General features: G+C 67.2%; 21 protein-coding genes. 10 read left to right on the top strand and 11 right to left on the bottom strand.

Annotated features, from left to right (window positions below):
• Window positions 1–62: 62 nt before the first annotated feature.
• Entirely contained in the window at window positions 63–1,436 is a 1,374-nt protein-coding gene (gene cycA, locus K5L94_RS02045; protein WP_053448644.1) for a D-serine/D-alanine/glycine transporter, read from the bottom strand.
• Window positions 1,437–1,665: 229 nt separating this feature from the next.
• Between cycA and K5L94_RS02040 the strand changes: the two genes are divergently transcribed.
• Complete coding sequence (locus K5L94_RS02040; RefSeq protein ID WP_053448643.1) at window positions 1,666–3,282, top strand: EAL domain-containing protein; 1,617 nt, start codon at window positions 1,666–1,668, stop codon at window positions 3,280–3,282.
• 312 nt (window positions 3,283–3,594) lie between these two features.
• On the opposite strand, the gene K5L94_RS02035 is transcribed toward K5L94_RS02040, so the two are convergent.
• Window positions 3,595–4,779, bottom strand: coding sequence for an MFS transporter (locus tag K5L94_RS02035; protein ID WP_274511917.1), 1,185 nt, complete (start codon window positions 4,777–4,779; stop codon window positions 3,595–3,597).
• Window positions 4,776–5,954, bottom strand: coding sequence for a serine hydrolase domain-containing protein (locus K5L94_RS02030; RefSeq protein ID WP_274511916.1), 1,179 nt, complete (start codon window positions 5,952–5,954; stop codon window positions 4,776–4,778). The genes K5L94_RS02035 and K5L94_RS02030 overlap by 4 nt, the downstream gene beginning before the upstream one ends.
• A gap of 228 nt (window positions 5,955–6,182) precedes the next feature.
• Here K5L94_RS02030 and K5L94_RS02025 point away from each other — a divergent pair, with 228 nt between their 5' ends.
• Both K5L94_RS02025 and K5L94_RS02020 read left to right on the top strand, forming a co-directional pair.
• Complete coding sequence (locus K5L94_RS02025; RefSeq protein WP_008268258.1) at window positions 6,183–7,082, top strand: LysR family transcriptional regulator; 900 nt, start codon at window positions 6,183–6,185, stop codon at window positions 7,080–7,082.
• A gap of 232 nt (window positions 7,083–7,314) precedes the next feature.
• The gene (locus K5L94_RS02020; RefSeq protein WP_274511915.1) at window positions 7,315–8,922 is read left to right on the top strand and encodes an ATP-binding cassette domain-containing protein; all 1,608 of its coding nucleotides are present in this window, start codon (window positions 7,315–7,317) and stop codon (window positions 8,920–8,922) included.
• Window positions 8,923–9,022: 100 nt separating this feature from the next.
• Here the strand turns inward: K5L94_RS02020 and K5L94_RS02015 are convergent, their stop codons facing one another.
• On the bottom strand, window positions 9,023–10,348 hold the full coding sequence (locus K5L94_RS02015; RefSeq protein WP_053511349.1) for a GTP-binding protein: 1,326 nt from the start codon (window positions 10,346–10,348) through the stop codon (window positions 9,023–9,025).
• Window positions 10,349–10,417: 69 nt separating this feature from the next.
• On the opposite strand from K5L94_RS02015, the gene K5L94_RS02010 reads away from it, so the two are divergent.
• Window positions 10,418–10,789, top strand: a complete 372-nt coding sequence (locus K5L94_RS02010; protein ID WP_053448638.1) for a MerC domain-containing protein — start codon at window positions 10,418–10,420, stop codon at window positions 10,787–10,789.
• Between the two features lie 172 nt (window positions 10,790–10,961).
• On the opposite strand, the gene K5L94_RS02005 is transcribed toward K5L94_RS02010, so the two are convergent.
• A complete protein-coding gene (locus K5L94_RS02005; protein ID WP_053511351.1) occupies window positions 10,962–11,246 on the bottom strand; it encodes a metal-sensing transcriptional repressor in 285 nt (94 codons plus the stop codon).
• A gap of 50 nt (window positions 11,247–11,296) precedes the next feature.
• Between K5L94_RS02005 and dmeF the strand changes: the two genes are divergently transcribed.
• Entirely contained in the window at window positions 11,297–12,262 is a 966-nt protein-coding gene (gene dmeF / locus K5L94_RS02000) for a CDF family Co(II)/Ni(II) efflux transporter DmeF (RefSeq protein WP_274511914.1), read from the top strand.
• Window positions 12,263–12,353: 91 nt separating this feature from the next.
• On the opposite strand, the gene K5L94_RS01995 is transcribed toward dmeF, so the two are convergent.
• The gene (locus K5L94_RS01995) at window positions 12,354–12,638 is read right to left on the bottom strand and encodes a hypothetical protein (protein WP_274511913.1); all 285 of its coding nucleotides are present in this window, start codon (window positions 12,636–12,638) and stop codon (window positions 12,354–12,356) included.
• A 90-nt stretch (window positions 12,639–12,728) separates the two neighbouring features.
• Between K5L94_RS01995 and K5L94_RS01990 the strand changes: the two genes are divergently transcribed.
• From K5L94_RS01990 to K5L94_RS01980, 3 genes are all read left to right on the top strand, one after another.
• Window positions 12,729–13,145, top strand: a complete 417-nt coding sequence (locus K5L94_RS01990; protein ID WP_197582241.1) for a hypothetical protein — start codon at window positions 12,729–12,731, stop codon at window positions 13,143–13,145.
• Window positions 13,146–13,272: 127 nt separating this feature from the next.
• Complete coding sequence (locus K5L94_RS01985) at window positions 13,273–13,947, top strand: hypothetical protein (RefSeq protein WP_148564919.1); 675 nt, start codon at window positions 13,273–13,275, stop codon at window positions 13,945–13,947.
• A 183-nt stretch (window positions 13,948–14,130) separates the two neighbouring features.
• On the top strand, window positions 14,131–14,973 hold the full coding sequence (locus tag K5L94_RS01980; protein ID WP_274511912.1) for a class I SAM-dependent methyltransferase: 843 nt from the start codon (window positions 14,131–14,133) through the stop codon (window positions 14,971–14,973).
• A 3-nt stretch (window positions 14,974–14,976) separates the two neighbouring features.
• On the opposite strand, the gene K5L94_RS01975 is transcribed toward K5L94_RS01980, so the two are convergent.
• Both K5L94_RS01975 and K5L94_RS01970 read right to left on the bottom strand, forming a co-directional pair.
• Window positions 14,977–15,945: a polysaccharide deacetylase family protein gene (locus K5L94_RS01975; protein ID WP_274511911.1), complete on the bottom strand. Its 969-nt coding sequence runs from the start codon at window positions 15,943–15,945 to the stop codon at window positions 14,977–14,979.
• 41 nt (window positions 15,946–15,986) lie between these two features.
• The gene (locus K5L94_RS01970; RefSeq protein ID WP_274511910.1) at window positions 15,987–16,637 is read right to left on the bottom strand and encodes a hypothetical protein; all 651 of its coding nucleotides are present in this window, start codon (window positions 16,635–16,637) and stop codon (window positions 15,987–15,989) included.
• 133 nt (window positions 16,638–16,770) lie between these two features.
• Between K5L94_RS01970 and K5L94_RS01965 the strand changes: the two genes are divergently transcribed.
• Window positions 16,771–17,451 carry a hypothetical protein gene (locus tag K5L94_RS01965; protein WP_274511909.1) on the top strand — a complete coding sequence of 227 codons (681 nt, stop codon included), beginning with the start codon at window positions 16,771–16,773 and terminating at the stop codon, window positions 17,449–17,451.
• Between the two features lie 27 nt (window positions 17,452–17,478).
• On the opposite strand, the gene K5L94_RS01960 is transcribed toward K5L94_RS01965, so the two are convergent.
• Entirely contained in the window at window positions 17,479–17,652 is a 174-nt protein-coding gene (locus K5L94_RS01960; protein WP_274511908.1) for a hypothetical protein, read from the bottom strand.
• 9 nt (window positions 17,653–17,661) lie between these two features.
• Window positions 17,662–18,474 (bottom strand): alpha/beta fold hydrolase, encoded by an 813-nt coding sequence (locus K5L94_RS01955; protein ID WP_274511907.1) that lies wholly within the window; start codon window positions 18,472–18,474, stop codon window positions 17,662–17,664.
• A 220-nt stretch (window positions 18,475–18,694) separates the two neighbouring features.
• On the opposite strand from K5L94_RS01955, the gene K5L94_RS01950 reads away from it, so the two are divergent.
• Window positions 18,695–19,174, top strand: a complete 480-nt coding sequence (locus tag K5L94_RS01950) for a DUF4440 domain-containing protein (protein ID WP_274511906.1) — start codon at window positions 18,695–18,697, stop codon at window positions 19,172–19,174.
• 60 nt (window positions 19,175–19,234) lie between these two features.
• On the opposite strand, the gene K5L94_RS01945 is transcribed toward K5L94_RS01950, so the two are convergent.
• Window positions 19,235–20,131, bottom strand: a complete 897-nt coding sequence (locus K5L94_RS01945) for a hypothetical protein (RefSeq protein ID WP_274511905.1) — start codon at window positions 20,129–20,131, stop codon at window positions 19,235–19,237.
• Window positions 20,132–20,184 lie beyond the last annotated feature (53 nt).

The following is a 20,184-nucleotide window of genomic DNA, read 5'->3' as shown; positions in this document are numbered from 1 at the left end:
AACGGGCTCTGACCCCACTCCAGAAAGATCTCTGGATCAATCAATGGAACGGAAACGCCGGATTACTTCGCGGTCCTGCGGCGCATCCAATACCCCACCCCCAGCAGCACGAACCACGCCGGGCTGGCGATCAACGCCTGGCGGGTGTCGCCCTGCAGGCTCAGCAGCACCAGCACGCCGGCGAAGAACACCAGGCAGGCCCAGCACATGGCCACACCGCCGGGCATCTTGAAGATCGAGGCGGCGTGCCGCTCCGGATAGCGGCGGCGGTAGACCATGTAGGCCACCAGGATCAGCGACCAGACGAAGATGAACAGCACCGTCGCCAGCGTCGTCACCAGGGTGAAGGCGGTCACCAGGTTGGGAATCAGGTAGATCAGCAGCGTGCCGCCCAGCAGGCACAGGCACGAGAACAGCAGGCCGCGCGCCGGCACCGCCGCACGCGACAGCCGCGACAGCCCGCGCGGTGCATGGCCCTCTTCGGCCAGGCCGTACAGCATGCGGCTGGTGGAGAAGATGCCGCTGTTGGCAGAGGACGTGGCCGAGGTCAGCACCACGAAGTTGATCAGGCTGGCGGCGGCGGGAATGCCGGCCAGCACGAACAGCTGCACGAACGGGCTCTTGTCCGGCACCACCTGCCGCCACGGCGTGACTGCCATGATCGCGATCAGCGCCAGCACGTAGAAGATGATGATGCGCACCGGAATCGAGTTGATCGCCTTGGGCAGGTTGCGCTCGGGGTCGGCGGTTTCGGCGGCGGTGGTGCCGACCAGTTCGATGCCGACGAAGGCGAACACCGCAATCTGGAAACCGGCAAAGAAGCCGACCAGCCCCATCGGGAACATGCCGCCGTCATTCCACAGGTTCGACAGCGCAGCGGTGTGGCCGCTGGGCGAGGTGAAGCCCCACGCCACCAGGCCGGCGCCGGTGATGATCAGCGCGCAGATCGCCACGATCTTGATCAGCGCGAACCAGAATTCCATTTCGCCGAACAGCTTCACCGTCACCAGGTTCAGTGCCAGCAACAGCAGCACGCAGGCCAGTGCCGGTATCCACGCATCCAGGCCAGGGAACCAGAACTGCGCGTAGGCGGCGATGGCGATCACATCGGCGATGGCGGTCACGATCCAGCAGAACCAGTACGTCCATCCGCAGAAGAAGCCGGCCCAGGGACCGAGCAGGTCGGTGGAGAAATCGATGAAGGATTTGTACTGCAGGTTGGACAGCAGCAGCTCGCCCATCGCGCGCATCACGAAGAACAGCATCGCGCCGATGATCAGGTAGACGAAGACGATGGACGGGCCGGCCAGGCTGATGGTCTTGCCCGAGCCCATGAACAGGCCGGTGCCGATGGCACCGCCGATGGCGATCAGTTGCAGGTGGCGGTTGGACAGGCTGCGGCGCAGGTGCTCGGGGGGCGTTGCGGGCTCGGTCATGGGCGCGGAAAAGGGCGGGCGAAGCGTCCGACGGTAGTCCTCCACGGGCCGGAGCGCCAGCACCCGGCGAGCTGATTCCGTCAATCTTGGCCGCTTTCATCACAATGTGACGAAATTCCGGATTACGCCCATTCCGCCCGGCCCGGCGCCATGCTCAGATAGCCGCATCTGCCCAAGGACCGGCCCCGCCCATGCCCTCTGCCCTGCCCCTCCCGCTGGAGCTCCGGCCATGAGCCGGCTGCGCGTCATCATCGGTGGCACTGCGCTGGCATTGCTGGCCGCCGCCGTACCGATCGCGGTGATGGCCTACGCCACCTGGGACCGCGCGGTCACGGTCGAACAGCAGCGGCTGCACGACATCGCGCTGCGCACCCTGCGCCGCTCCGACCTGTCCTACCACGAGGCGCTGGCCGCGCTGAAGTCGGCCGAAGCCGGTACCGCCTCCGGCTGCAATGAAGAACACATCCGGCGCATGCAGACGCTGGTGATGACCACGCCGTCGGTGGACCAGATGGGCTACTTCGAAGGGGGCAAGCTGCGCTGCACCTCCTGGGGGCCGTTCCACTCGGACGTGAACCAGCCCAGGGCCGACCATGTCACCAGCGACGGCGCCGGCATCGCGGTGGATGTGCGCCCCGAAGCCAGCGGCCGGCGCCAGGTGCTGGCGATCCTGTACGGCTCCCACGACGTACTGGTCGATCCGCGCCGCTTCGTCGATGTCATCGTCGATCCGAATGTGCGCCTGGCCCTGGCCAGCCCGGATGGGCGGCTGCTGGCCAAGCAGGACGGCATGGACCCGGCCCTGCTGCAGAACCTGCTGCGCAATCCCGGCGAGGGGCTGGACCAGAACACGCTGTATGCCACCGCGCGCAACGAGGAATGGTTGGCGATCGCCACCACGCCACGCACCGCGCTGGCCGCCACCTTCCGCCAGCAGGCCTGGCTGTTCGTGCCGCTGGGCCTGCTGCTGGCGGCCGCGGGGGCCGGCCTGGTGATCTGGCTCTCCCGGCGCCGGCTGTCGCTGCGCGGCGAGCTGGCCACCGCCATCCGCCGCCGCGAGCTGTACCTGCATTACCAGCCGATCATCGAGCTGGATACCGGCATCTGCGTCGGCGCCGAGGCGTTGATCCGCTGGCAGCGCCCGGACGGCACCCAGGTGCGGCCGGACCTGTTCATTCCGCTGGCCGAAGAGGCTGGCATGATCGCCGACGTCACCGACCTGGTGATCGAGAACGTGGTGCGCGACATGCGCGAGCTGCTGGTGGCCGACCGCAGCGCGCACATCGCGATCAACCTCGCCGCCGAGGACATCAGCAGTGGGCGTGCGTTGAAGATGATCTCCAAGCACATGGCCGGCAGCGGCATCCTGCCGCAGCAGATCTGGATGGAGGCCACCGAGCGCGGCTTCCTCGACCTGGACCGCGCCCGCACGATGCTGGCGCAGGCGCGCCGCGCCGGCCACAGCGTGGCCATCGATGATTTCGGCGTGGGCTTCTCCAGCCTGCAGTACCTGGAGCAGCTGCCGCTGGATGCACTGAAGATCGACAAGTCGTTCATCGATGCCATCGGCACCGAGAGCGCGACCAGCCCGGTCACGCCGCACATCATCGACATGGCCAAGGAACTGGGCCTGTGGGTGGTGGCCGAAGGCGTGGAAACCGAGGCGCAGCTGGCCTACCTGCACAGCCGCCACGTCGAGTTCGGGCAGGGCTGGCTGTTCTCGCGGCCGCTGCCGCGCGACGAGTTCGTGGCGTTCCACAACAAGCGCCAGCAGCGCTACGGCGCAGCGCGCGAGCACATGCAGAATCCGCGCAGCGTGCCGATCGAGCGCGAGGGCGTGGAGTAGGACGGCGAACGGCGGGGCCCCTCGTGGCGGATCGCGCCCGGTGGATCCATCAGTTGGGGCCGGGTGGATGGGTCGCGCAGGGGGCGCTGCAAGTACGTCCATGTAAGCTCGGTCGCCGCATCCATGCGGCTCACGCCCCTGCGCAACCCACCCATCCGGCCACGGACAGATTACGGCGGCGTCCCACCACGGAATCAACAGAAAAATCAAAGGCAAACGCGGGTCGCTGCGCTCGGTAGATCCACGTCATGCGTGGATGGCGTGGACCCCGGTAGTGCCGGCCGCCGGCCGGCACCTCCGTTTGGTCTGCGCCTATTCCCACGCCTTCGGCCGCGCCAGCAACCACGCTGCCGTCACCACCAGCAACAGCAACGGCAACCATCCCAGCTGGCTGGCGCCGCGCGCCTGCAGCAGCACACCGCCTGCCACGCCACCGGCGGCAATGGCCAGGTTCCAGCCGGTCACCAGCATCGACTGCGCCAGATCCGCAGCGGCACCGGCGCGGCGCGCCAGCGCGGTCTGGAACAGGGTCGCCACCGAGCCGAAGGCCACGCCCCACAGGATCGTCGCCAGCAGCAGCGGGGTCGGCCGGCCTGGCCACAACAGCAGCGCCAGCACCGGCAGGAGGAAGCCGACCACCGCCGCCCAGACCAGCGTGCGCAGATGACGGTCCACGCCCCAGCCGGCAATACCGATGCCGGCAATCGCCGCGATGCCGAACGCCAGCAACAGGCGATCCAGCCAGGCACCGGCACCGGCCTCCACCGCCAACGGTTCGATGTAGGTGTAGAGCACGTTGTGCGCCAGTACGTACAGCACCATCACCAGCAGCGCACTGCGCACACCGGGCATGCGCCAGACCATGCCCAGCGACATGCGCTGGCCGGCCGCCGCCGCTGGCAATGCAGGCAGCGCCCAGCGCGCGTACGCCAGCAGTCCCACGCCCAGCAGGCTCATCAACGCGAACGCCCAGCGCCAGCCGATCTGCTGGCCCAACAACGTGCCGGCGGGCACCCCCAGCGACAACGCCAACGGTGAGCCGACCATGGCTACAGCGATCGCCCGGCCCTGCAGCGAAGGCACAACCATGCGCGCCGCATAACCGGCCACCAGCGACCACAGCAGGCCGCCACTCACCCCGGCCAGGAAGCGTGCGGCCAGGATCAGCGCGTAGCTGCTGCTCAACGCGGTCAGCGTATTGACCACCACGAACCCGGCAATCGCCGCCAGCAGCAGCGGACGCCGCGGCAGGCGCTGGGTCAGCGCGGTCATCGGCAGCGCAGCCATCACCGAGCCCAGCGCATACACGCTCACCAGCTGGCCCACCGCCGCATCACTCACACCGAGGCTGTCGCCCATCGGTCGCAGTACGCCGGCCGGCAGGGTCTCGGTCAGCAGGGTGATGAAGCCGCCGCCGGCCAGTGCCAGCAGGCCCGCCCACGGCAGGCGTGTGGCTTCACCGGCCGGGCTGCTCGCATCGATGGCATGGCCGCTCATCGGGCGGCCTCCAGATCGGCATAGACCGCATTGCGCAGCGCATCGACGAAGGCGCCATCCATGCCCTCGTACAGGGTGTTGGTCAGCGCCACCACGCTCAGCCCACGCGCCGGGTCGACGAACCAGCTGTGGCCATACGCGCCGCCCCAGCGCCAGGTGCCTTCGCACTGCGGCGTGCCGCTGGCAGTGGCATCGCGCAGCAGTGCAAAGCCCAGGCCGAAGCCCCAGCCGGCCGGTTCCGGCGGGCCCTGCTCGCCCACCTGCGGGGTCGCCATCTGCGCCGCCAGTGCGGGCGGCAACAGGCCCGAGGCGCGCACGTCGCGCAACGCCTCCAGCACCGCCATCAGCTCATCGGCGGTGCCCACCAGACCGGCGCCGGCAGAGGCGAATCGGCTGGCATCGGTGGCGCGCGCAAGGCTGTACTCGATGCCGACCGTGCCTTCGAACGGCGCCACCACTTCGCCTTCCTGAAGGCGATGCGGCTGCGGCATGTCGCTCACATAGGGCGTGGCCAGCCGCGCAGCATCGGCGGTGGCGAAGGCGGTATCGCGCAGGCCCAGCGGTGCGGCCAGCAGGCGCGCGAACAGCGCCTGCAGGGTTTCACCGGTTGCGGCTTCGGCCACCGCACCGGCCACATCCACGCCCAGCGAGTACAGCCACTGGCTGCCGGGTGCGAACAGCAGCGGCGCCTGCGCGATGCGGCGCACGTTCTCGGCCAGGGACACCGGGCTGGCATCCATGCCATCGCTGACGCCGGCCCGCGCGTAGGGGCCGTCCGCATCGGCCTCCAGGAAACGGTAGCCCAGCCCGCTGCTGTGGCTGAGCAGCTGGCGCAGGCTGATCGGTGGCGTGCTGCCATCGGCCAGCGCCGGGCGGAAATCCGGCAGCCAACGCTGCACCGGGGCATCGAGGTCCAGCACGCCCTCGGCCACCAGGCGCAGGATCACCGTGGTCAGCAGCGGCTTGCTGACCGAGGCCAGCCGGAACAGCTGGTCGCGCTGCATCGGCGTGGCCGATTCGCGGTCCGCCAGGCCGCTGGCGCTGGCGTGGCGCAGCACCCCGTGCTGGCGCACCAGCACCACCGCGCCGACCAGGCGCAGCGGATGCACCTGCTGCAGCAACCGCTGCACCGACGGCAGCGTCGGTACGGGTTCAAGGGAAAGAGCGGCATTCATCGCAGTGATCCGTGGGGAGAGGCCCGCCACGTTAGGCAGCGCGCCGCCGCGCAAAAAGCCGGTTTCCGCTCCGGGCATCATGGACCGTGCAGTCCGCAATCGGCATCATGGCCGGAACTGCAAGGCCACAACCGCCCACAACCCGCCCCTCACCACAGTGTTGCGAGGGCGGTGCCGACCGCCGCCAGCGCGCCCCTCTACCCTGCTGCTTTCGTCGCCCGCACGCCCATGACCGTCCTGGACAACCTCGCCAACCTGCAGACCTTCGTGCACGCCGCCGACACCCGCAGCTTCGTCGAGACCGGGCGCCTGCAGGGCATCTCCGCCTCGGCCGCCGGCAAATGCGTTGCCCGGCTGGAGCACGCCCTGGGCGTGCGCCTGTTCCATCGCAGTACGCGCAGCATCACCCTTACCGCCGAGGGCCAGCTGTTCCTGGCGCGCTGCCGGCGCATCCTCGACGAGCGCGATGCTGCGCGCACCGAACTGGCGCAACCGCACGCCACGCCACGCGGCACGCTGCGCATCGGCCTGCCGCTGGTCGGTGACCTGACCCTGCCGCTGATGGCCGAGTTCATGGCCGCCTATCCGGATATCCGCCTCGATCTCGATTTCAGCGATCGGCTGGTCGATGTCATCGAGGAAGGTTTCGATGCCGTGCTGCGGGTTGGCGAGCCCAGCGACTCGCGCATGAACGCGCGGCGCCTGGGTGTGTTTCCGCGCCGCATCGTCGCCTCGCCTGGCTACCTGCAGCAGCGCGGCATTCCGCGCACGCCGGCCGAGCTGATGCAGCACACGCTGCTGCACTACCGCTTCCCCAGCACCGGCAAGCTGGAGCTGTGGCCGATCCATTGGCCTGAAGATGAAACCCCGCAGGAACTGCCGGTACACATGGTGGCCAACACCATCGAAGCACGCGTGGCGCTGGCGCTGCGCCACGTGGGCGTGGCGTTCGTGCCGGTGCACTCGGTACGCGATGCGCTGGCCGACGGCCGGCTGGTCACCGTGCTGGACGAGCACGTGCATTCCTGCGGCATCTTCCACCTGTTGTGGCCCTCCGGCCGCCACGTGCTGCCGAAGCTGCGGGTGTTCATCGACTTCGTCAGCGCACGCCTGGAAACCGTGCCGTAGGCGCGATCAATCCACACCACGCATGGATGCCTGTGTAGAGTCGAGCCATGCTCGACTTACCGGATGCCTGGCGCACCACACCCGGCCATTCAGCCAGCCCCGCTATACTGGCGCCTCATTCCTCCCAGAGGCTCGCGACCAATGCGCCATTGATGCCGCCGTCTTCCCATCAGACGGCCTGACTCTTCCCGCCCCTGCGCGCAGGGGAGAACCCGGCATCCATGGAGGTCGCATGACCCCGCATTCCCTCACGCTCGATCGCGTGTCGTACCGATTGGCCGACGGCCGCCCGCTGTTTTCCGATCTGTCGTTTTCCTTTGAACCGGTCGCCACCGGCCTGGTCGGTGCCAATGGCACCGGCAAGAGCGTGCTCGCCCGCCTGCTGGCCGGCCACCTGTCAGCCGACAGCGGCCAGGTGCGCAGCAGTGGCCGCGTGTTCCTGTTGCCGACACCCGGCTATCCACCCTCCGGCACCGTTGGCGCACTGGCCGGTGTCGGTGAAGCACTGGCCGCGCTCGCGCGCATCGAAGCCGGCAGCGTGGACGAGGCCGACTTCACCTGCGTCGGTGACCGCTGGGACCTGCGCGAACGCCTGCAGCAGCAATGGCAGGCAGTGGGCCTGCCCGACGACCTCGACCCCGCCCAGCCCGCCGCGCGACTCAGTGGTGGCCAGGCCATGCAGGTGGCCCTGTCCGGGGCGTGGGCCAGCGGCGCTGACTGGCTGATCCTCGACGAACCCAGCAACCACCTCGATACTCGCCATCGCCAGCAGCTGTACCACCAGTTGCAGCAGTGGCGTGGCGGCCTGCTGGCGATCAGCCACGACCGCGAGCTGCTGGAACAGATGCAGCAGATCGTCGAACTCGATGCGCGTGGACTGCACCGCTATGGCGGGCCGTGGCAGCACTACGCCGACGCGCGTACGGCTGAACGCGAAGCCGCCGCCGCTCAGCTGGACCATGCGCGCGCGCAGCACCGGCAGCAGCAACGCAGTGCGCGTGAACAGCACGAACGCCAGCAACAGCGGCAGGCGCGTGGCAACCGCGATGCGAAGCAGGCCAACCAGGCACCGATCCTGCTCGGCCGGCAGAAGCAGCGCGCCGAGGCCAGCCACGGCCGCGCGCAGCAGGTGCAGGCCGATCGCCTGCAGGCCAGTGCCGATCAATTGCGCGCGGCGGCCTCTGCGGTTCATGCCGCGCCGGAACTGGCGCTGTTTGCCGTTGACGGTGAACGCGGCAGCGCGCGCCTGCTGCAGGCGCAATCGCTGGTATTGCCGCATGGCTGCAGTGCCCCGTTGCAGCTGGAGATCCGTCGCGGGCAGCGCATCGCCGTGGTCGGTGACAATGGCAGCGGCAAGTCCACCCTGCTGCGCGTGCTGGCCGGCCAGTTGCCTGCACGCCATGGCACCGTGCAACGTCATGCACCCCTGGCGCTGCTCGACCAGCAGCTGCTGGGCTTGTCCGGCGAGCGCAGCATCCTCGATACCGTGCAGGCCGCCAACCCGGCGGCCGATCCCGCTGAACTGCGCACGCGCCTGGCCCTGCTCGGGCTGGATGCACAGCGCATCCTTCGCCCCTCCGGCAGCCTCAGTGATGGCGAACGGGTAAAGGGTGCCCTGTCCAGCGTGCTGTATGCCGATCCGGCACCCCAGCTGTTGCTGCTGGACGAGCCCGGCAACGCGCTGGACCTGGGCGCGTTGCAGGCGCTGGAAGAACTGCTGGCGGCCTGGCCCGGTGCCCTGATGATGGTCAGCCATGACCGGCACCTGCTGCAGGCCTTGCGGCCCACGCAGGTGCTGCAGGTGACCGCCGGCGGCTGGCAGTGGCGCGACGCAGTGTAGAGTCGAGCTTGCTCGACTCCGCCATGCCGGCATCCACGCATGGCGTGGATCGACCGGAACAGCAGCCGAGCGTGGGCTCGGCTCTACAACGGTATCCTGCTCACCGCTTCCACACCGGGAACGCCTGCGGCAATTGCTGCCACAGCAGCGGGCCGGCACGCAGCTCCTGATCGTTCAGCAGGCACGCGTCCAGTTCCGCACGCACCGCGCGCTCATCCATGTGCACACCGATCACCACCAGCTCCTGGCGGCGGTCGCCCCACAGCGGGTGCCACAGGCGCTGCATCGCCGAATGCGCGGCCCTGTCCGGGAACTCCTCAAGGCCCGGCAGCGGCGCGCTCCAGCACTCGGCCTGCTGCCGCGCCCAGCCGAGGTCACTGTAGGGCAGCGGCGTCGGTGGCAGCAGCGGCGTGGTGTCTTCCTGCCCGGCGCGCACGCGCTCGCGCGCGGCGTACCAGAAACCCGCCGCTTGCGTGCGCGTTGCCGCACCCACGGTGTTCAACTCACCCACCCAGTCCATGCGGTTGGCCAGCCAGAACCAGCCCTTGCTGCGGATCACGCCCGGCATGCCCGACTGCAGCGCGCGTGCGAAACGCGCGGGATGGAACGGACGCCGCGAACGGTAGACGAAACTGGCGATGCCGTACTCCTCGGTTTCCGGCGTGTGTTCGCCGCGCAGCTCCTTCACCCAGCCCGGTGCACGTTGCGCACGCTCCATATCGAAGCGGCCGGTGTCCAACAGTTCGCTCAGCGGCACGTCACCGAAGCTGGACAACAGCAGCTTGGCATCGCGGTTCAACCCGCGCAGCACCGCCAAAGTGTCCTGCAGCACTTCGTCGTCCACCTGGTCGACCTTGCTGACCACGATCACGTCGGCGAACTCCACCTGCTCGCACAGCAGGTCGACCACGCCGCGGTCATCCTCCGGTCCGGCCTGCTGGCCGCGCTCGGCCAGGCGCAGGGTCGAGCCGAAGTCAGCCAGGAACGCGCTGCCATCGACCACCGTCACCATCGTGTCCAGCCGCGCGATGTCGCTCAGGCTGAAGCCGTGCTCGTCGCGCACCGCAAAGGTGGCGGCCACGGGCATCGGCTCGCCGATGCCCGTTGATTCGATCAGCAGGTAGTCGTAACGACCGGCATCGGCCAGGCGCCGCACTTCCTGCAGCAGGTCATCGCGCAGCGTGCAGCAGATGCAGCCGTTGCTGAACTCCACCAGCGTCTCCTCGGTGCGGCGCAGTTCGGCGCCCCCCTCGCGCACCAGCTGCGCATCGATGTTGACCTCGCTCATGTCGTTGACGATGACCGCCACCCGCAGGCCCTCGCGGTTGCGCAGGATCTGGTTGAGCAGGGTGGTCTTGCCGGCCCCGAGGAAGCCGGACAGCACGGTGACCGGAAGGCGACGGTCGGCGCGGGAAACAGTGTTCATGTCGGAGCGGGTTGGCTGCGGAACGGAAATGTTACTGTATAACACTTGTCAAGCAAGGAACCTCCCCCGATGAAGTCGCCCTCCGCTGCCCTGCTGGATGCCGGCGCGGTCGCCCTGTCCAGCCTGTGCCTGCTGCACTGCCTGGCGCTGCCCCTGCTTGCCGCCGCGCTGCCGCTGTTCGGCGCCTGGGCCGAAGCAGAATGGGTGCACCTGCTGTTCGTGGCCATCGCCCTGCCGCTGACCGGCTATGCGCTGTGGCGGGCCGAGCGCCGTCGGCCGCTGCCGGTACTGGCCTGGGCCACCGCCGGCATGGGGCTGGGCCTGCTGCTGGCCGGTGCGCTGGCGCTGCCCTCGCACGGCTGGGAGACACCACTGACCGTCACCGGCAGCCTGCTGCTGGCCGCAACGCATCTGTGGAACGCGCGGCAGCGGCACGGGTAGTGCCGGCCGCTGGCCGGCAGCCCCATGAACTCCGGACATACCCGGTAGTGCCGGCCGCTGGCCGGCATCCCCATGAACGCCGGACATACCCCGTAGTGCCGGCCGCTGGCCGGCAACCGCATGAACCCCGCCACCACCTGACGTTGCCGGCCAGCGGCCGACACCACGCCAGCTATTTGCCGTAGCGGCGCAGCAGCTCCACCAGCACCTCGGCCTCGGCCGCGCGCTGCTGCGGATCTTCCGCGCCCACCACATGCTCCTGCAGGTGCTCGTGCAGCAGCTCCATCAGCAGGCTGTGGGCGGCGCCGCGCACCGCGGCGACCTGTACCAGCACGTCCGCGCAGTCGCCCGCCTCACCCTCGGGCCGGTCCAGCGCCTGCTCCAACGCCGCCACCTGTCCGCCGATACGGCGCACCCGGGTCAGCAGCTGCTTTCGGTTCTTGTGTACATGCGCCATGGCCGGATCATATACCCTATGGGGGTATCCACTCCACCCCTCGGGCTACCATGCACCTGGACACCCTCGCCGCCGCCCGTCGCCACGAACACCGCTTCGACGACGGCAACCCGCTGGCCGAACGCAACACCCGCCGCGCCCTGTGGCTCACCGTCGGCATGATGCTGGTGGAGATCGTCGGTGGCTGGTGGTTCAACTCCATGGCCGTGCTCGCCGACGGCTGGCACATGAGCTCGCATGCGCTGGCGCTGGGCCTGTCGGTGTTCGCTTACCGCTGTGCGCGCCGCTACGCACACGACCCGCGCTTCGCCTTCGGCACCTGGAAGATCGAGATCCTGGCCGGCTACACCAGCGCCATCGCGCTGCTCGGCGTGGCCGCGCTGATGGCGGTGCAATCGCTGCAACGGCTGTGGGTGCCGGCACCGATCCACTACAACGAAGCCATCGCCATCGCGGCAGTCGGGCTCGGCGTGAACCTGCTGTGCGCGTGGTGGCTGCACGACAGCCCGGGCCATGCGAATCACCACCACGGGCACGGCCATGATCATCCCCACGGGCATGACCACGATCACCACGGCCATGGACACGGTCACGACCTCAACCTGCGCTCGGCCTACGTGCACGTGCTGGCCGACGCCGCCACCTCGGTGCTGGCCATTGTCGCGCTGCTCGGCGGCAAGCTGCTGGGCCTGACCTGGCTGGACCCGGTGATGGGACTGGTCGGCGCGGTGCTGGTCACGGTGTGGGCGATCGGCCTGCTGCGCGACAGCGGCCGTATCCTGCTCGACGCGCAGATGGACGCGCCGGTGGTAGCCGAGGTACGCGAAGTGATCGAGCAGGGCCCGTGGCCGGCACGCCTGGCCGACCTGCACGTCTGGCAGGTCGGCCGCGGCAAGTACGCGGTCAGCGCCAGCGTGGTCACCAGCGATGCCCGCCTGGATGCCGATACCGTGCGCAACGCGCTGGCGATCCATGAAGAACTGGTACACGTGACGGTGGAGATCCACCGCAGCTGATCACCCGCCTCGGGTAATGCCGGCCGCTGGCCGGCAACCTCATGAAGCCTGCACTCCACCTGCTGCTGCCGGCCAGCGGCCCGCCCTACCGCTAGAGCTTCAGCATCATCCGCAGCAGGTACATCAGCAGCGGCAGCGCGCTCACGACCGCACCGGCAATGCCGATCCACGGCCAACGCTCGCCGCGCACGCGCGATGCCACGGCAAAGCCGGCACCCACCAGCGCCGCACCCAGCACCGCCACGCCCATCCCCGCGGCCAGGCCATTGCCACCGGCCGCCACCGCCGCCTGCGCGGCCATTGTGCCCGCACCCCAGCCGGCCACCATGCCCAGCCAACTGGCCACGCCGCACCACGGTGCCTTGCCCTGCGCCATCCGAAAACCCCTCTTCTCTTGCCGAATTCCTGTACGGGCCGTGCCCGCATGCTGCCTACACTAGCCGCACCTGCCCCGTAGGGACATCCCATGCGCACGCTCCGCCTGCTGCTGCCCGGTGCCCTCGTGCTGCTCACCGCCTGTAGCGGTGATGCCGGGCTTCCCTTCTCCGCCGACCCGTTGCAGGGCTGCTTCGCCACCAGCGCGCGCAAGCCCGCCGACTTCCGCATCGAGAAGGAAGGCGGCCAGTACTTCGTCTCCTTCAACCGCGACGGCCAGTGGCAGCGCGAGCCGAACGCCCTGCACAAGGCCAGCAACAGCGAGATCAGCCGCTACTTCCGCGATGACGCTGCGCAGATCGACAGCGCGCTGATCCGCATGGCCGGCGGCTTCGGCATCTTCCATTTCAACAAGGGCGCAACGCTGAAGGGCAAGGCCAGCGACAGCGACTACATGGCGCTGATGCTGATCGGCGCCGGGCCGGTGTATGCGGTGAAGTGCGATTGAGCGATGGATCAACATTCAAACGAATGAGGAAAGTTTGAAATCTGGACAAGCACAGCGCGGGTCACAATCTGAAAACTGAATATTGTTGAGCCTAGTGTCTCCGCAACGCTAGAACGGAGACTCACAAATGAGTAATCGGACGCTGCTCCTGTGTCTCGCAATCGCCGCCACATCGCCTGCATTCGCAGGAACACCATTGAGTATCGACAGAACGGAGCTCAGCCCCAAGGGAGAGATCATCATTGTTCGCCGTACAACTTGGCCAGACTTCGACGGAGGGCAGATTGAAGTTGATCAGCATCTGAAGCCAGATGGATTTGGACGTCTGATCTATCGATACAGCGATCAGTCGGAGGCGACTAAGCTCTATCATCAGGCCTTCTGCGCTTCCATGGATATGGAACCATCTCAAGGGGAGGGGACGATTGAAGGACCAGCAGCAGGCTGGGTATGCACACGTGAAAACACCCCGGGGAATCCAACCTCAAAATTGAATTCGAAGAGTATTGACTGGGTTACGGCAACTGCGCCGAACGGACGCGTGCCTGTGGGAATCTCCTACTACTCAACAGGCCAAATGAACGCAGAAAGCTCTGTCGCCGGAGCCCGAACAGCCACGATTGGCATTGACAACGGAAGGTGCTACCTCAGCGATACACGTCATTACTCATCCCCCTTCTATCTCAGCGAGGGAATTGGCGTCGTCTGCACCGTAAATGAGTCACGATTCGTGAGCACCTCGCTGGACGTGTGCATACCAAAGCAATGCGCATCCAATCGCGGAACTCAGTTCGCCCAGTAGACAACTGATCTTAGGCGGCCTTCAGCCTTCCACTGAAGGCCGTGTCACGGCGTCCCGTCATAATGACTAGCTGCGCTTGCCCATGGGCCGTTGTTTTCAACGACCATGGTCAGGAATCGCTCTTTCAACCCTTCATGAGGGCTGCGGTACCATGCCCTCCCCCGAACCGCCCCGGTACCCGCCGTGCCCCACTACACCGGCCCCCTGCTGACCCGCGACAGCGCCGACACCCTGCGCCGTGCCCATGACAAGGGCGCCGCCGATTGGCAGGGCTCGCTCGATCTCGGCCGCAGCCAGGACACCGTGGCACTGGATGCGGACGGCTTCCACTTCCGCGGCCAGGTCTACCCGTGGCCGGGCAAGCTGAAGGACCGCACGCTGTACTACTGGGATGGCGAGGAGTTCGCGCCGATCTCGCGCTACAGCGGCTCGCTGATCAAGCTGGTGCCCACCGAGTGGGGCGCGCCCACCTTCGAGATCGACGGCATCAAGATGCTGCCGACCTCCAAGTTGTCGCCGTTCGAGGACGCACGCCGCAAGGTCGAGCTGGTCGCGCCGGCCGGCAAGGTCATCCTCGATACCTGCGGCGGCCTCGGTTACTTCGCCGCCTGCGCGCTGGAGGCCGGCGTCGGACAGATCCGCTCGTTCGAGAAGAACGCCGACGTGATGTGGCTGCGCACGCTCAACCCGTGGTCGCCGGACCCGGACTCGACCGCCGCCGGGGGCCGCTTGCAGTTCAGCCACGGCGACGTCTCGCAGCAGATCGAACAGGTCGCCAGCAACAGCGTCGACGCGATCCTGCACGACCCGCCGCGTTTCGGCATTGCCGGCGAGCTGTACTCACAGGTGTTCTACGACCATCTCGCCCGCGTCATCCGCAAGGGCGGCCGCCTGTTCCACTACACCGGCGCGCCGAACAAGCTGACCAGCGGGCGCGATGTTCCGCGCGAAGTGGCCAAGCGGCTGGAAAAGGCCGGTTTCAAGGCGGAACTGGCACTGGACGGCGTGCTGGCCGTCAAGCGCTGAGCCCTACTCCGACTCCACCTTCGCCAACGTCATCACCCACTTCGGCACCACCGGCTCCCCGGCGTAGAAGTCCTTCGGTTTCTTCTCCGCCATTGCCCAGCGGTGCAGCCAGCTGGGACCATAGCGGCCGTTGTAACCTTCGGCGCCACGCGCGTAAGCCGGGTCACGCATCGCTTCGTCCAGCGACACGAAGCGATAGCCACGCCGCTTGGTCGCCGCCACCAGTTCGGCAAACGTGGCCGCGTTGAGCTCGTTGGCGTGCATCAGCCACACCTGCGGCAGCGCATAGCCCAGCAATGCCTGCGACTGCTGTTCGTAGTAGTCCAGCTTGTTCAGCATGTACGGCACATAGCCCTTGCGCAGCTGTGCCAGCGTCGCCTCGCGCGCGGCCGAATCGGGTTGCTGGTTCATCACGTTGGCATAGGCGAACGCCCACACCCACTCGCCGTTGTCGACCGTCACCGGCGCCACGCGGTAGCCGTGCTGCTTGAAGAACGCGTCCATCTGCACGCGCTCTTCCGCAGTACGCCCGGCGCGCAGGTAGGGGTGGCGCATCCACTGTGGCACCTGCCCACGCTCGGCCAGCAGCGGCCGCAGCACCGTCTCGCCGCGCAGGAAATCCTGCTGGAACGCCGCCACGCCCTTGGCGTTCAGGTCCATGTGCGAATACGTGTGGTTGCCCAGCACGTAGCCCGCGTCCAGCCAGTCGCGCAGCATCTGCACGCGCGCAGGCTGCACCTGCCCGTCCACCTCAAGTTTGTTCTCGTTGACGAAGCCCACCACCGGCACATGCGCCTGGCGCAGCTGCGCCATCAACGCGGCATGCCGCGCCTGCAGGTCTGCCGGCACGATCTCGTCCACCCGCGCCCAGGGCAGGTCATCGATGGTCACCGCAATGCGACGATCCACCTCGGCCGCCTGCACCGCCAGCGACAGCAACAGCAACGGCAGGGCTCGCAACAACGCACGCATCAGCACTTCCTTGTCGGGGCAATGCGTGGACTGTAACGCGATCAGGTAGGCGTTCGCATACCCTTGGCCACCGCACGCCACAGCACGATACTGGCCACCATCGCGGTCACCAGCAGCGATACCGCCATCATCGCCAGATCATCCGGGTTGCGCTGCAACGGGGCGTACTCGCGGGTGAGCACGTGCAGCACCACCTGCTGGGCCTGTGCCAACGGCATCCGGCCCTGCTCGGTCAGGTCCACCAGGCAGGCCGCCGGCGACAGCCTCGCCACGCTGCTCCACGCATCCTCGTACAGGTGCAGCGTCCACCCTGCCAGCGCCAGCACGCCCACATGCAGCGCCACCAGCCCCCGCCGCAGCCTGCCCAGGCGGTACTGTTGGGGCATGGCACGCAGCGCACAGACCGTTGCCGCGCCGAGAAGCGCCAGCAGCGTGCCCACCAGCGGAATCCAGCGCAGCGGTTGCCAATCATCCAGCGCCTCGGCGCGCGCCAGCAGTTGCTCGGCCACGCGCAGGCGTGCCACCGGATCGGGACCACCGCAGCCATCCGCCACCGGCACCAGCAGCAGATCCACGCGGGAGTGGAAGCAGCTGGCCCCCAGGCCCAGCGACAGCAGCGCCACCAGCTGCAACAGAAACACCATCACCCCCGGCCCGAACAGGCGGCCGAGGCGGGAAACAGCAGAGCGCATCGATTCATCCATGACAACAACGCGCCATGCTATCCAGCCGCACCACCGCTGTCGGCTGGCAGATACGACAACAGCTGGCGCCTATCGGTAGGATGTCGATTGAAGTGGATGCATATGTGAGGACGTGCACAGGATGGTGATGTTGTACCTGGTGGTGCGAACACTGCTGCCACTGCTGGCATTCGCACTGGCGGCGTGGGGAGTGTCGCGCCTGATCAATGCACGCGTTGCCCGCCTGCCGCCGGTTCCGCTGAACCTGCCTGCGCACAGCAGCAGCCCGCGCAAGAAGGACCGACGCCTGTACGCACGTGCACTGCGTCGCCGGCCAAGCCTGCGCACCGCAACCCGCCCCGCCAGCGCACCGCGCAGCTGGCATCTGCTGGGCGTGATGGTGGCGATCGCTGCGCTGGCCGCCACAGTGGTGGTCATGCCCGACGGCGCACGCTTCCAGGTGATGGTCGAGAGCGTGCGTAGCTACCCGGTCACGCTGGCTGAAGTCCGCGTTCCGGTGGCGGCACAGGCCGTGGTGCTGCAGCGATGGCGGCCCTCGCTGGCGCCGCTGGCGCGCCCGGTGACGATGCGCTATCCGATCGGCCGCTTCGGCGGCGACCATGAAGCGCGCGCACGGCTTCCGGTGCAGATCCGCCACCTTGACGATCGATTGCAGGTGGCCCTGCCCATCGCTGTGGATGCGGTGGCATTGCAGGCCGAGCTGGCACAGCGGGCTGGCCTGCCGGCCGGCGCGGTTTCGGTGCGCCAGACGCGGGTAGCGCCCTGGATGGACGCTGGCTGGGAACCGCTGAGCGACCCGTAGAGCCGAGCCCGCGCTCGGCTGCCAGGCTTACACCTCGCGCGGCAGTTTGGCCGCCCACATGTTGTCGACCAGATTCGGGTACGGGCGACCATTCTCCTCCGCCCGCTGCCGCGCCGCCTCCTTCTGGGCAGGCGACAGCGGCTGGGATTTCTGGCCCATGGGGTTGGGCTTCTTCCACGGCGGGGTTTCGGTCTTGCGCATGGCGCCAGCTTACTTCTTCAGGAAGTTCAGCAGCGCCAGATTGAAGTGATCGGCATGGCTGGTGTTGCAGCCATGCGGCGCGCCTTCCAGGATCACCACCTCGCTGCCCGCTATCGCCTGGTGCGTGCGCTGGCCCGAACCTTCGAACGGCACGATCGCATCGCTGTCGCCGTGCAGGATCAAGGTCGGCACGGTGATTTTCTTCAGGTCGTCGCGGAAGTCGGTGGTGGCGAAGGACTGCATGCAGCCCAACGCGGCCGTCTGATCGGACTGGTGGCACAGCGCGATCGCTGCCTGGCGCTGCTCCTCAGTCACCATCAACTTGCCATCGGCGCTGAAGAAGTCGCGGGTGAAGCCATCGAAGAAGCTCTCGCGGTCCTTCTCCAGGCCGCTACGCATCTCATCGGCCTTGTTCTGGGTCAACGGCCCGTCCGGGTTGTCGTCACCTTTGAGCAGGTACGGCGGCACAGCGGCGGCGAACACCACGCTGTGCAAGCGATCCTCACCATGGTTGGCCACATAGCGCGCCACCTCACCACCGCCCATCGAGAAGCCGACCAGCGTGACATCGCGCAGATCGCGTTCTTCAATCAGCGCGGCTAGGTCCGCCGCCAACGTGTCGTAGTCGTAGCCGTCGGCGGGCTTCTCGGAACGCCCGAAACCGCGTCGGTCATAACTGATCACCCGGTACTGGGCATCGCGCAGGATCGACACCTGCGTCTTCCAGGCGTCGGCCGACAACGGCCAGCCGTGGATCAGGATGACCGGGCGGCCGTCGCCGCCGGTGTCTTCAACGTGCAGGCGGATGCGGGAGGCAGGCATGGGGGCTCCTGTGGAAGGGAAGAGTTGCAGGCTAGAACCCCGCCCCTATGCCGCCCGTGAGGGAATCGCGGCGCGCTGTGACACGGCGTGCACAGGCTGAAGGGACGCCCGCCCCGCCAGATACCAGTTTCATCGCGTCCAGCGCCGGTTTCGTCGCAGCACGGCGGCAGGGTGCGGTGGGGCGTGCCAGCCTGCGCGGACCACTTCCGGGAGATTCGCCATGCTGCTGCTCACCCTGCCCCTGCTGGCCGCCGGCCTTGCCGCCACCCCGACCGCGCCGGACACCCTGCGCGAACAGATCCGCCAGGCCGATACGCAGCTGTTCGCCGCCGCGTTCGACGCCTGCGACGCCGACAAGGCTGCGTCGATGACCACCGAAGACATGGAGTTCTTCCATGACAAGGCCGGCAAGTCCGCCAGCAACCGCGACGACTTCCGGCGCAGCGTGGCCGCCCTGTGCGAAAGCAACCGCGCCAACCACACCCATCTGCGCCGTGAGCTGGTGGAAAGTTCGCTGCAGGTGTTCCCGCTGCACGACGAGCGGGCGCTGGAGATCGGTGACCACCGCTTCCACGAGCGCGATGCGAAGGGTGTGGAGCGTTGGACCGGCCAGGCGCGTTTCGTCCAGGTCTGGCGGCAGGTGGATGGGCAGTGGCAGGTGGAGCGGGTGATCAGCTATGACCATCGGCCGGCGGATTGAGGGGCACGGCGTCATGTAGAGCCGAGCCTACGCTCGGCTGTGGTTCGGTGGATGGGAAAGTCATCGAGTTGATTTTCGAAGAGTCTCGGGCGCAGCATCCACCTTCGGTACGCCAATGGCTGGTGCTGGGCTGGCCACGCCGGAGGATTTTTGATTCTTGGGTTCCGTACCCGGGCCCTCCCAGTAGTGAACATCTATTGATACGTCACCTCCGGGCACACGGCGAGCTATGGAGTACACGCCGTTGGCATGCATCAAGAATCGCTCATTTTCAGGAATTCCTGGATAGCGACTGGCGGCCTGGTAGTCACCGACGTACGCGACCCATCTTGCAAAGCGCTTGACCTCAAACTGCCAGGATTCAGCGTACTGAAGCGCACCATTCAGTACCAGGAACAAGGTCAGCATTCCAACGAATCGCGCAGCCCCAAGCGCTGCCATCCGCTTAAGGGAGTCTGTGCGCCTCTGGTCTTCCCAGGGAGCAGGAGCGGAAATAATGGCCTGCGCGAACATCGCCAACAGGAAATATATCTGTAAGCCAATCGCAGCGATGCCAGCAGCAAAGGCCACAAGCCACACCCATACAAATGGATAGAGCGGCAATACAAGCGCGCTGCTTGCCAGTGCGAAGTCCTGCCCTGGAAGACCTGTTGCAGCTGTCATTACATTGCGAGCAATGATGGCAACAAGCAGCAGTACTCCCAGGTGAAACAGGATAGCCGCGCGTCGAACTGCGGGATGACGTCGTGCTCTTTGGAAAAGAGGCGTGAGTCGGGCAATGACGCCTAGCGCCATGCACGAGCATGACAAGGCGAGAATCCCAGTAGACCAGCCAGTGTTCTTGGTGAGAAGCAAGACCAAGAACCACACGGTCATCGGCACCAAGCCCACCAAGTACAGCTTTACCTCGGTGCTCAGGCTCTTGAATTTTTCAACCCAACAGCGAATATCGATCATTCTTCTTGTTACGCAGAGAAGCGAGCTCTACTTTGCTGCATAGTCAAGGGAAA

The sequence above is a fragment of the Stenotrophomonas forensis genome (assembly GCF_028752115.1).
Taxonomy (GTDB): domain Bacteria; phylum Pseudomonadota; class Gammaproteobacteria; order Xanthomonadales; family Xanthomonadaceae; genus Stenotrophomonas; species Stenotrophomonas forensis.
Note: the sequence above shows the minus strand (reverse complement) of the source record. Positions and strands in the feature narration are given on the sequence as shown.

Excerpts from the sequence above, each read along its gene's own strand:
- K5L94_RS01990 (WP_197582241.1), top strand. The coding sequence starts at position 12,729 with ATGCGCACGCTCCGCCTGCTGCTGCCCGGTGCCCTCGTGCTGCTCACC.
- K5L94_RS02030 (WP_274511916.1), bottom strand. The coding sequence starts at position 5,954 with ATGAATGCCGCTCTTTCCCTTGAACCCGTACCGACGCTGCCGTCGGTG.
- K5L94_RS02005 (WP_053511351.1), bottom strand. The coding sequence starts at position 11,246 with ATGGCGCATGTACACAAGAACCGAAAGCAGCTGCTGACCCGGGTGCGC.
- K5L94_RS02025 (WP_008268258.1), top strand. The coding sequence starts at position 6,183 with ATGACCGTCCTGGACAACCTCGCCAACCTGCAGACCTTCGTGCACGCC.
- K5L94_RS01955 (WP_274511907.1), bottom strand. The coding sequence starts at position 18,474 with ATGCCTGCCTCCCGCATCCGCCTGCACGTTGAAGACACCGGCGGCGAC.
- dmeF (WP_274511914.1), top strand. The coding sequence starts at position 11,297 with ATGCACCTGGACACCCTCGCCGCCGCCCGTCGCCACGAACACCGCTTC.
- K5L94_RS01985 (WP_148564919.1), top strand. The coding sequence starts at position 13,273 with ATGAGTAATCGGACGCTGCTCCTGTGTCTCGCAATCGCCGCCACATCG.
- K5L94_RS02010 (WP_053448638.1), top strand. The coding sequence starts at position 10,418 with ATGAAGTCGCCCTCCGCTGCCCTGCTGGATGCCGGCGCGGTCGCCCTG.
- K5L94_RS01965 (WP_274511909.1), top strand. The coding sequence starts at position 16,771 with ATGGTGATGTTGTACCTGGTGGTGCGAACACTGCTGCCACTGCTGGCA.
- cycA (WP_053448644.1), bottom strand. The coding sequence starts at position 1,436 with ATGACCGAGCCCGCAACGCCCCCCGAGCACCTGCGCCGCAGCCTGTCC.
- K5L94_RS01945 (WP_274511905.1), bottom strand. The coding sequence starts at position 20,131 with ATGATCGATATTCGCTGTTGGGTTGAAAAATTCAAGAGCCTGAGCACC.
- K5L94_RS01960 (WP_274511908.1), bottom strand. The coding sequence starts at position 17,652 with ATGCGCAAGACCGAAACCCCGCCGTGGAAGAAGCCCAACCCCATGGGC.
- K5L94_RS01975 (WP_274511911.1), bottom strand. The coding sequence starts at position 15,945 with ATGCGTGCGTTGTTGCGAGCCCTGCCGTTGCTGTTGCTGTCGCTGGCG.
- K5L94_RS02040 (WP_053448643.1), top strand. The coding sequence starts at position 1,666 with ATGAGCCGGCTGCGCGTCATCATCGGTGGCACTGCGCTGGCATTGCTG.
- K5L94_RS01995 (WP_274511913.1), bottom strand. The coding sequence starts at position 12,638 with ATGGCGCAGGGCAAGGCACCGTGGTGCGGCGTGGCCAGTTGGCTGGGC.
- K5L94_RS01950 (WP_274511906.1), top strand. The coding sequence starts at position 18,695 with ATGCTGCTGCTCACCCTGCCCCTGCTGGCCGCCGGCCTTGCCGCCACC.
- K5L94_RS02020 (WP_274511915.1), top strand. The coding sequence starts at position 7,315 with ATGACCCCGCATTCCCTCACGCTCGATCGCGTGTCGTACCGATTGGCC.
- K5L94_RS02015 (WP_053511349.1), bottom strand. The coding sequence starts at position 10,348 with ATGAACACTGTTTCCCGCGCCGACCGTCGCCTTCCGGTCACCGTGCTG.
- K5L94_RS01970 (WP_274511910.1), bottom strand. The coding sequence starts at position 16,637 with ATGCGCTCTGCTGTTTCCCGCCTCGGCCGCCTGTTCGGGCCGGGGGTG.
- K5L94_RS02035 (WP_274511917.1), bottom strand. The coding sequence starts at position 4,779 with ATGAGCGGCCATGCCATCGATGCGAGCAGCCCGGCCGGTGAAGCCACA.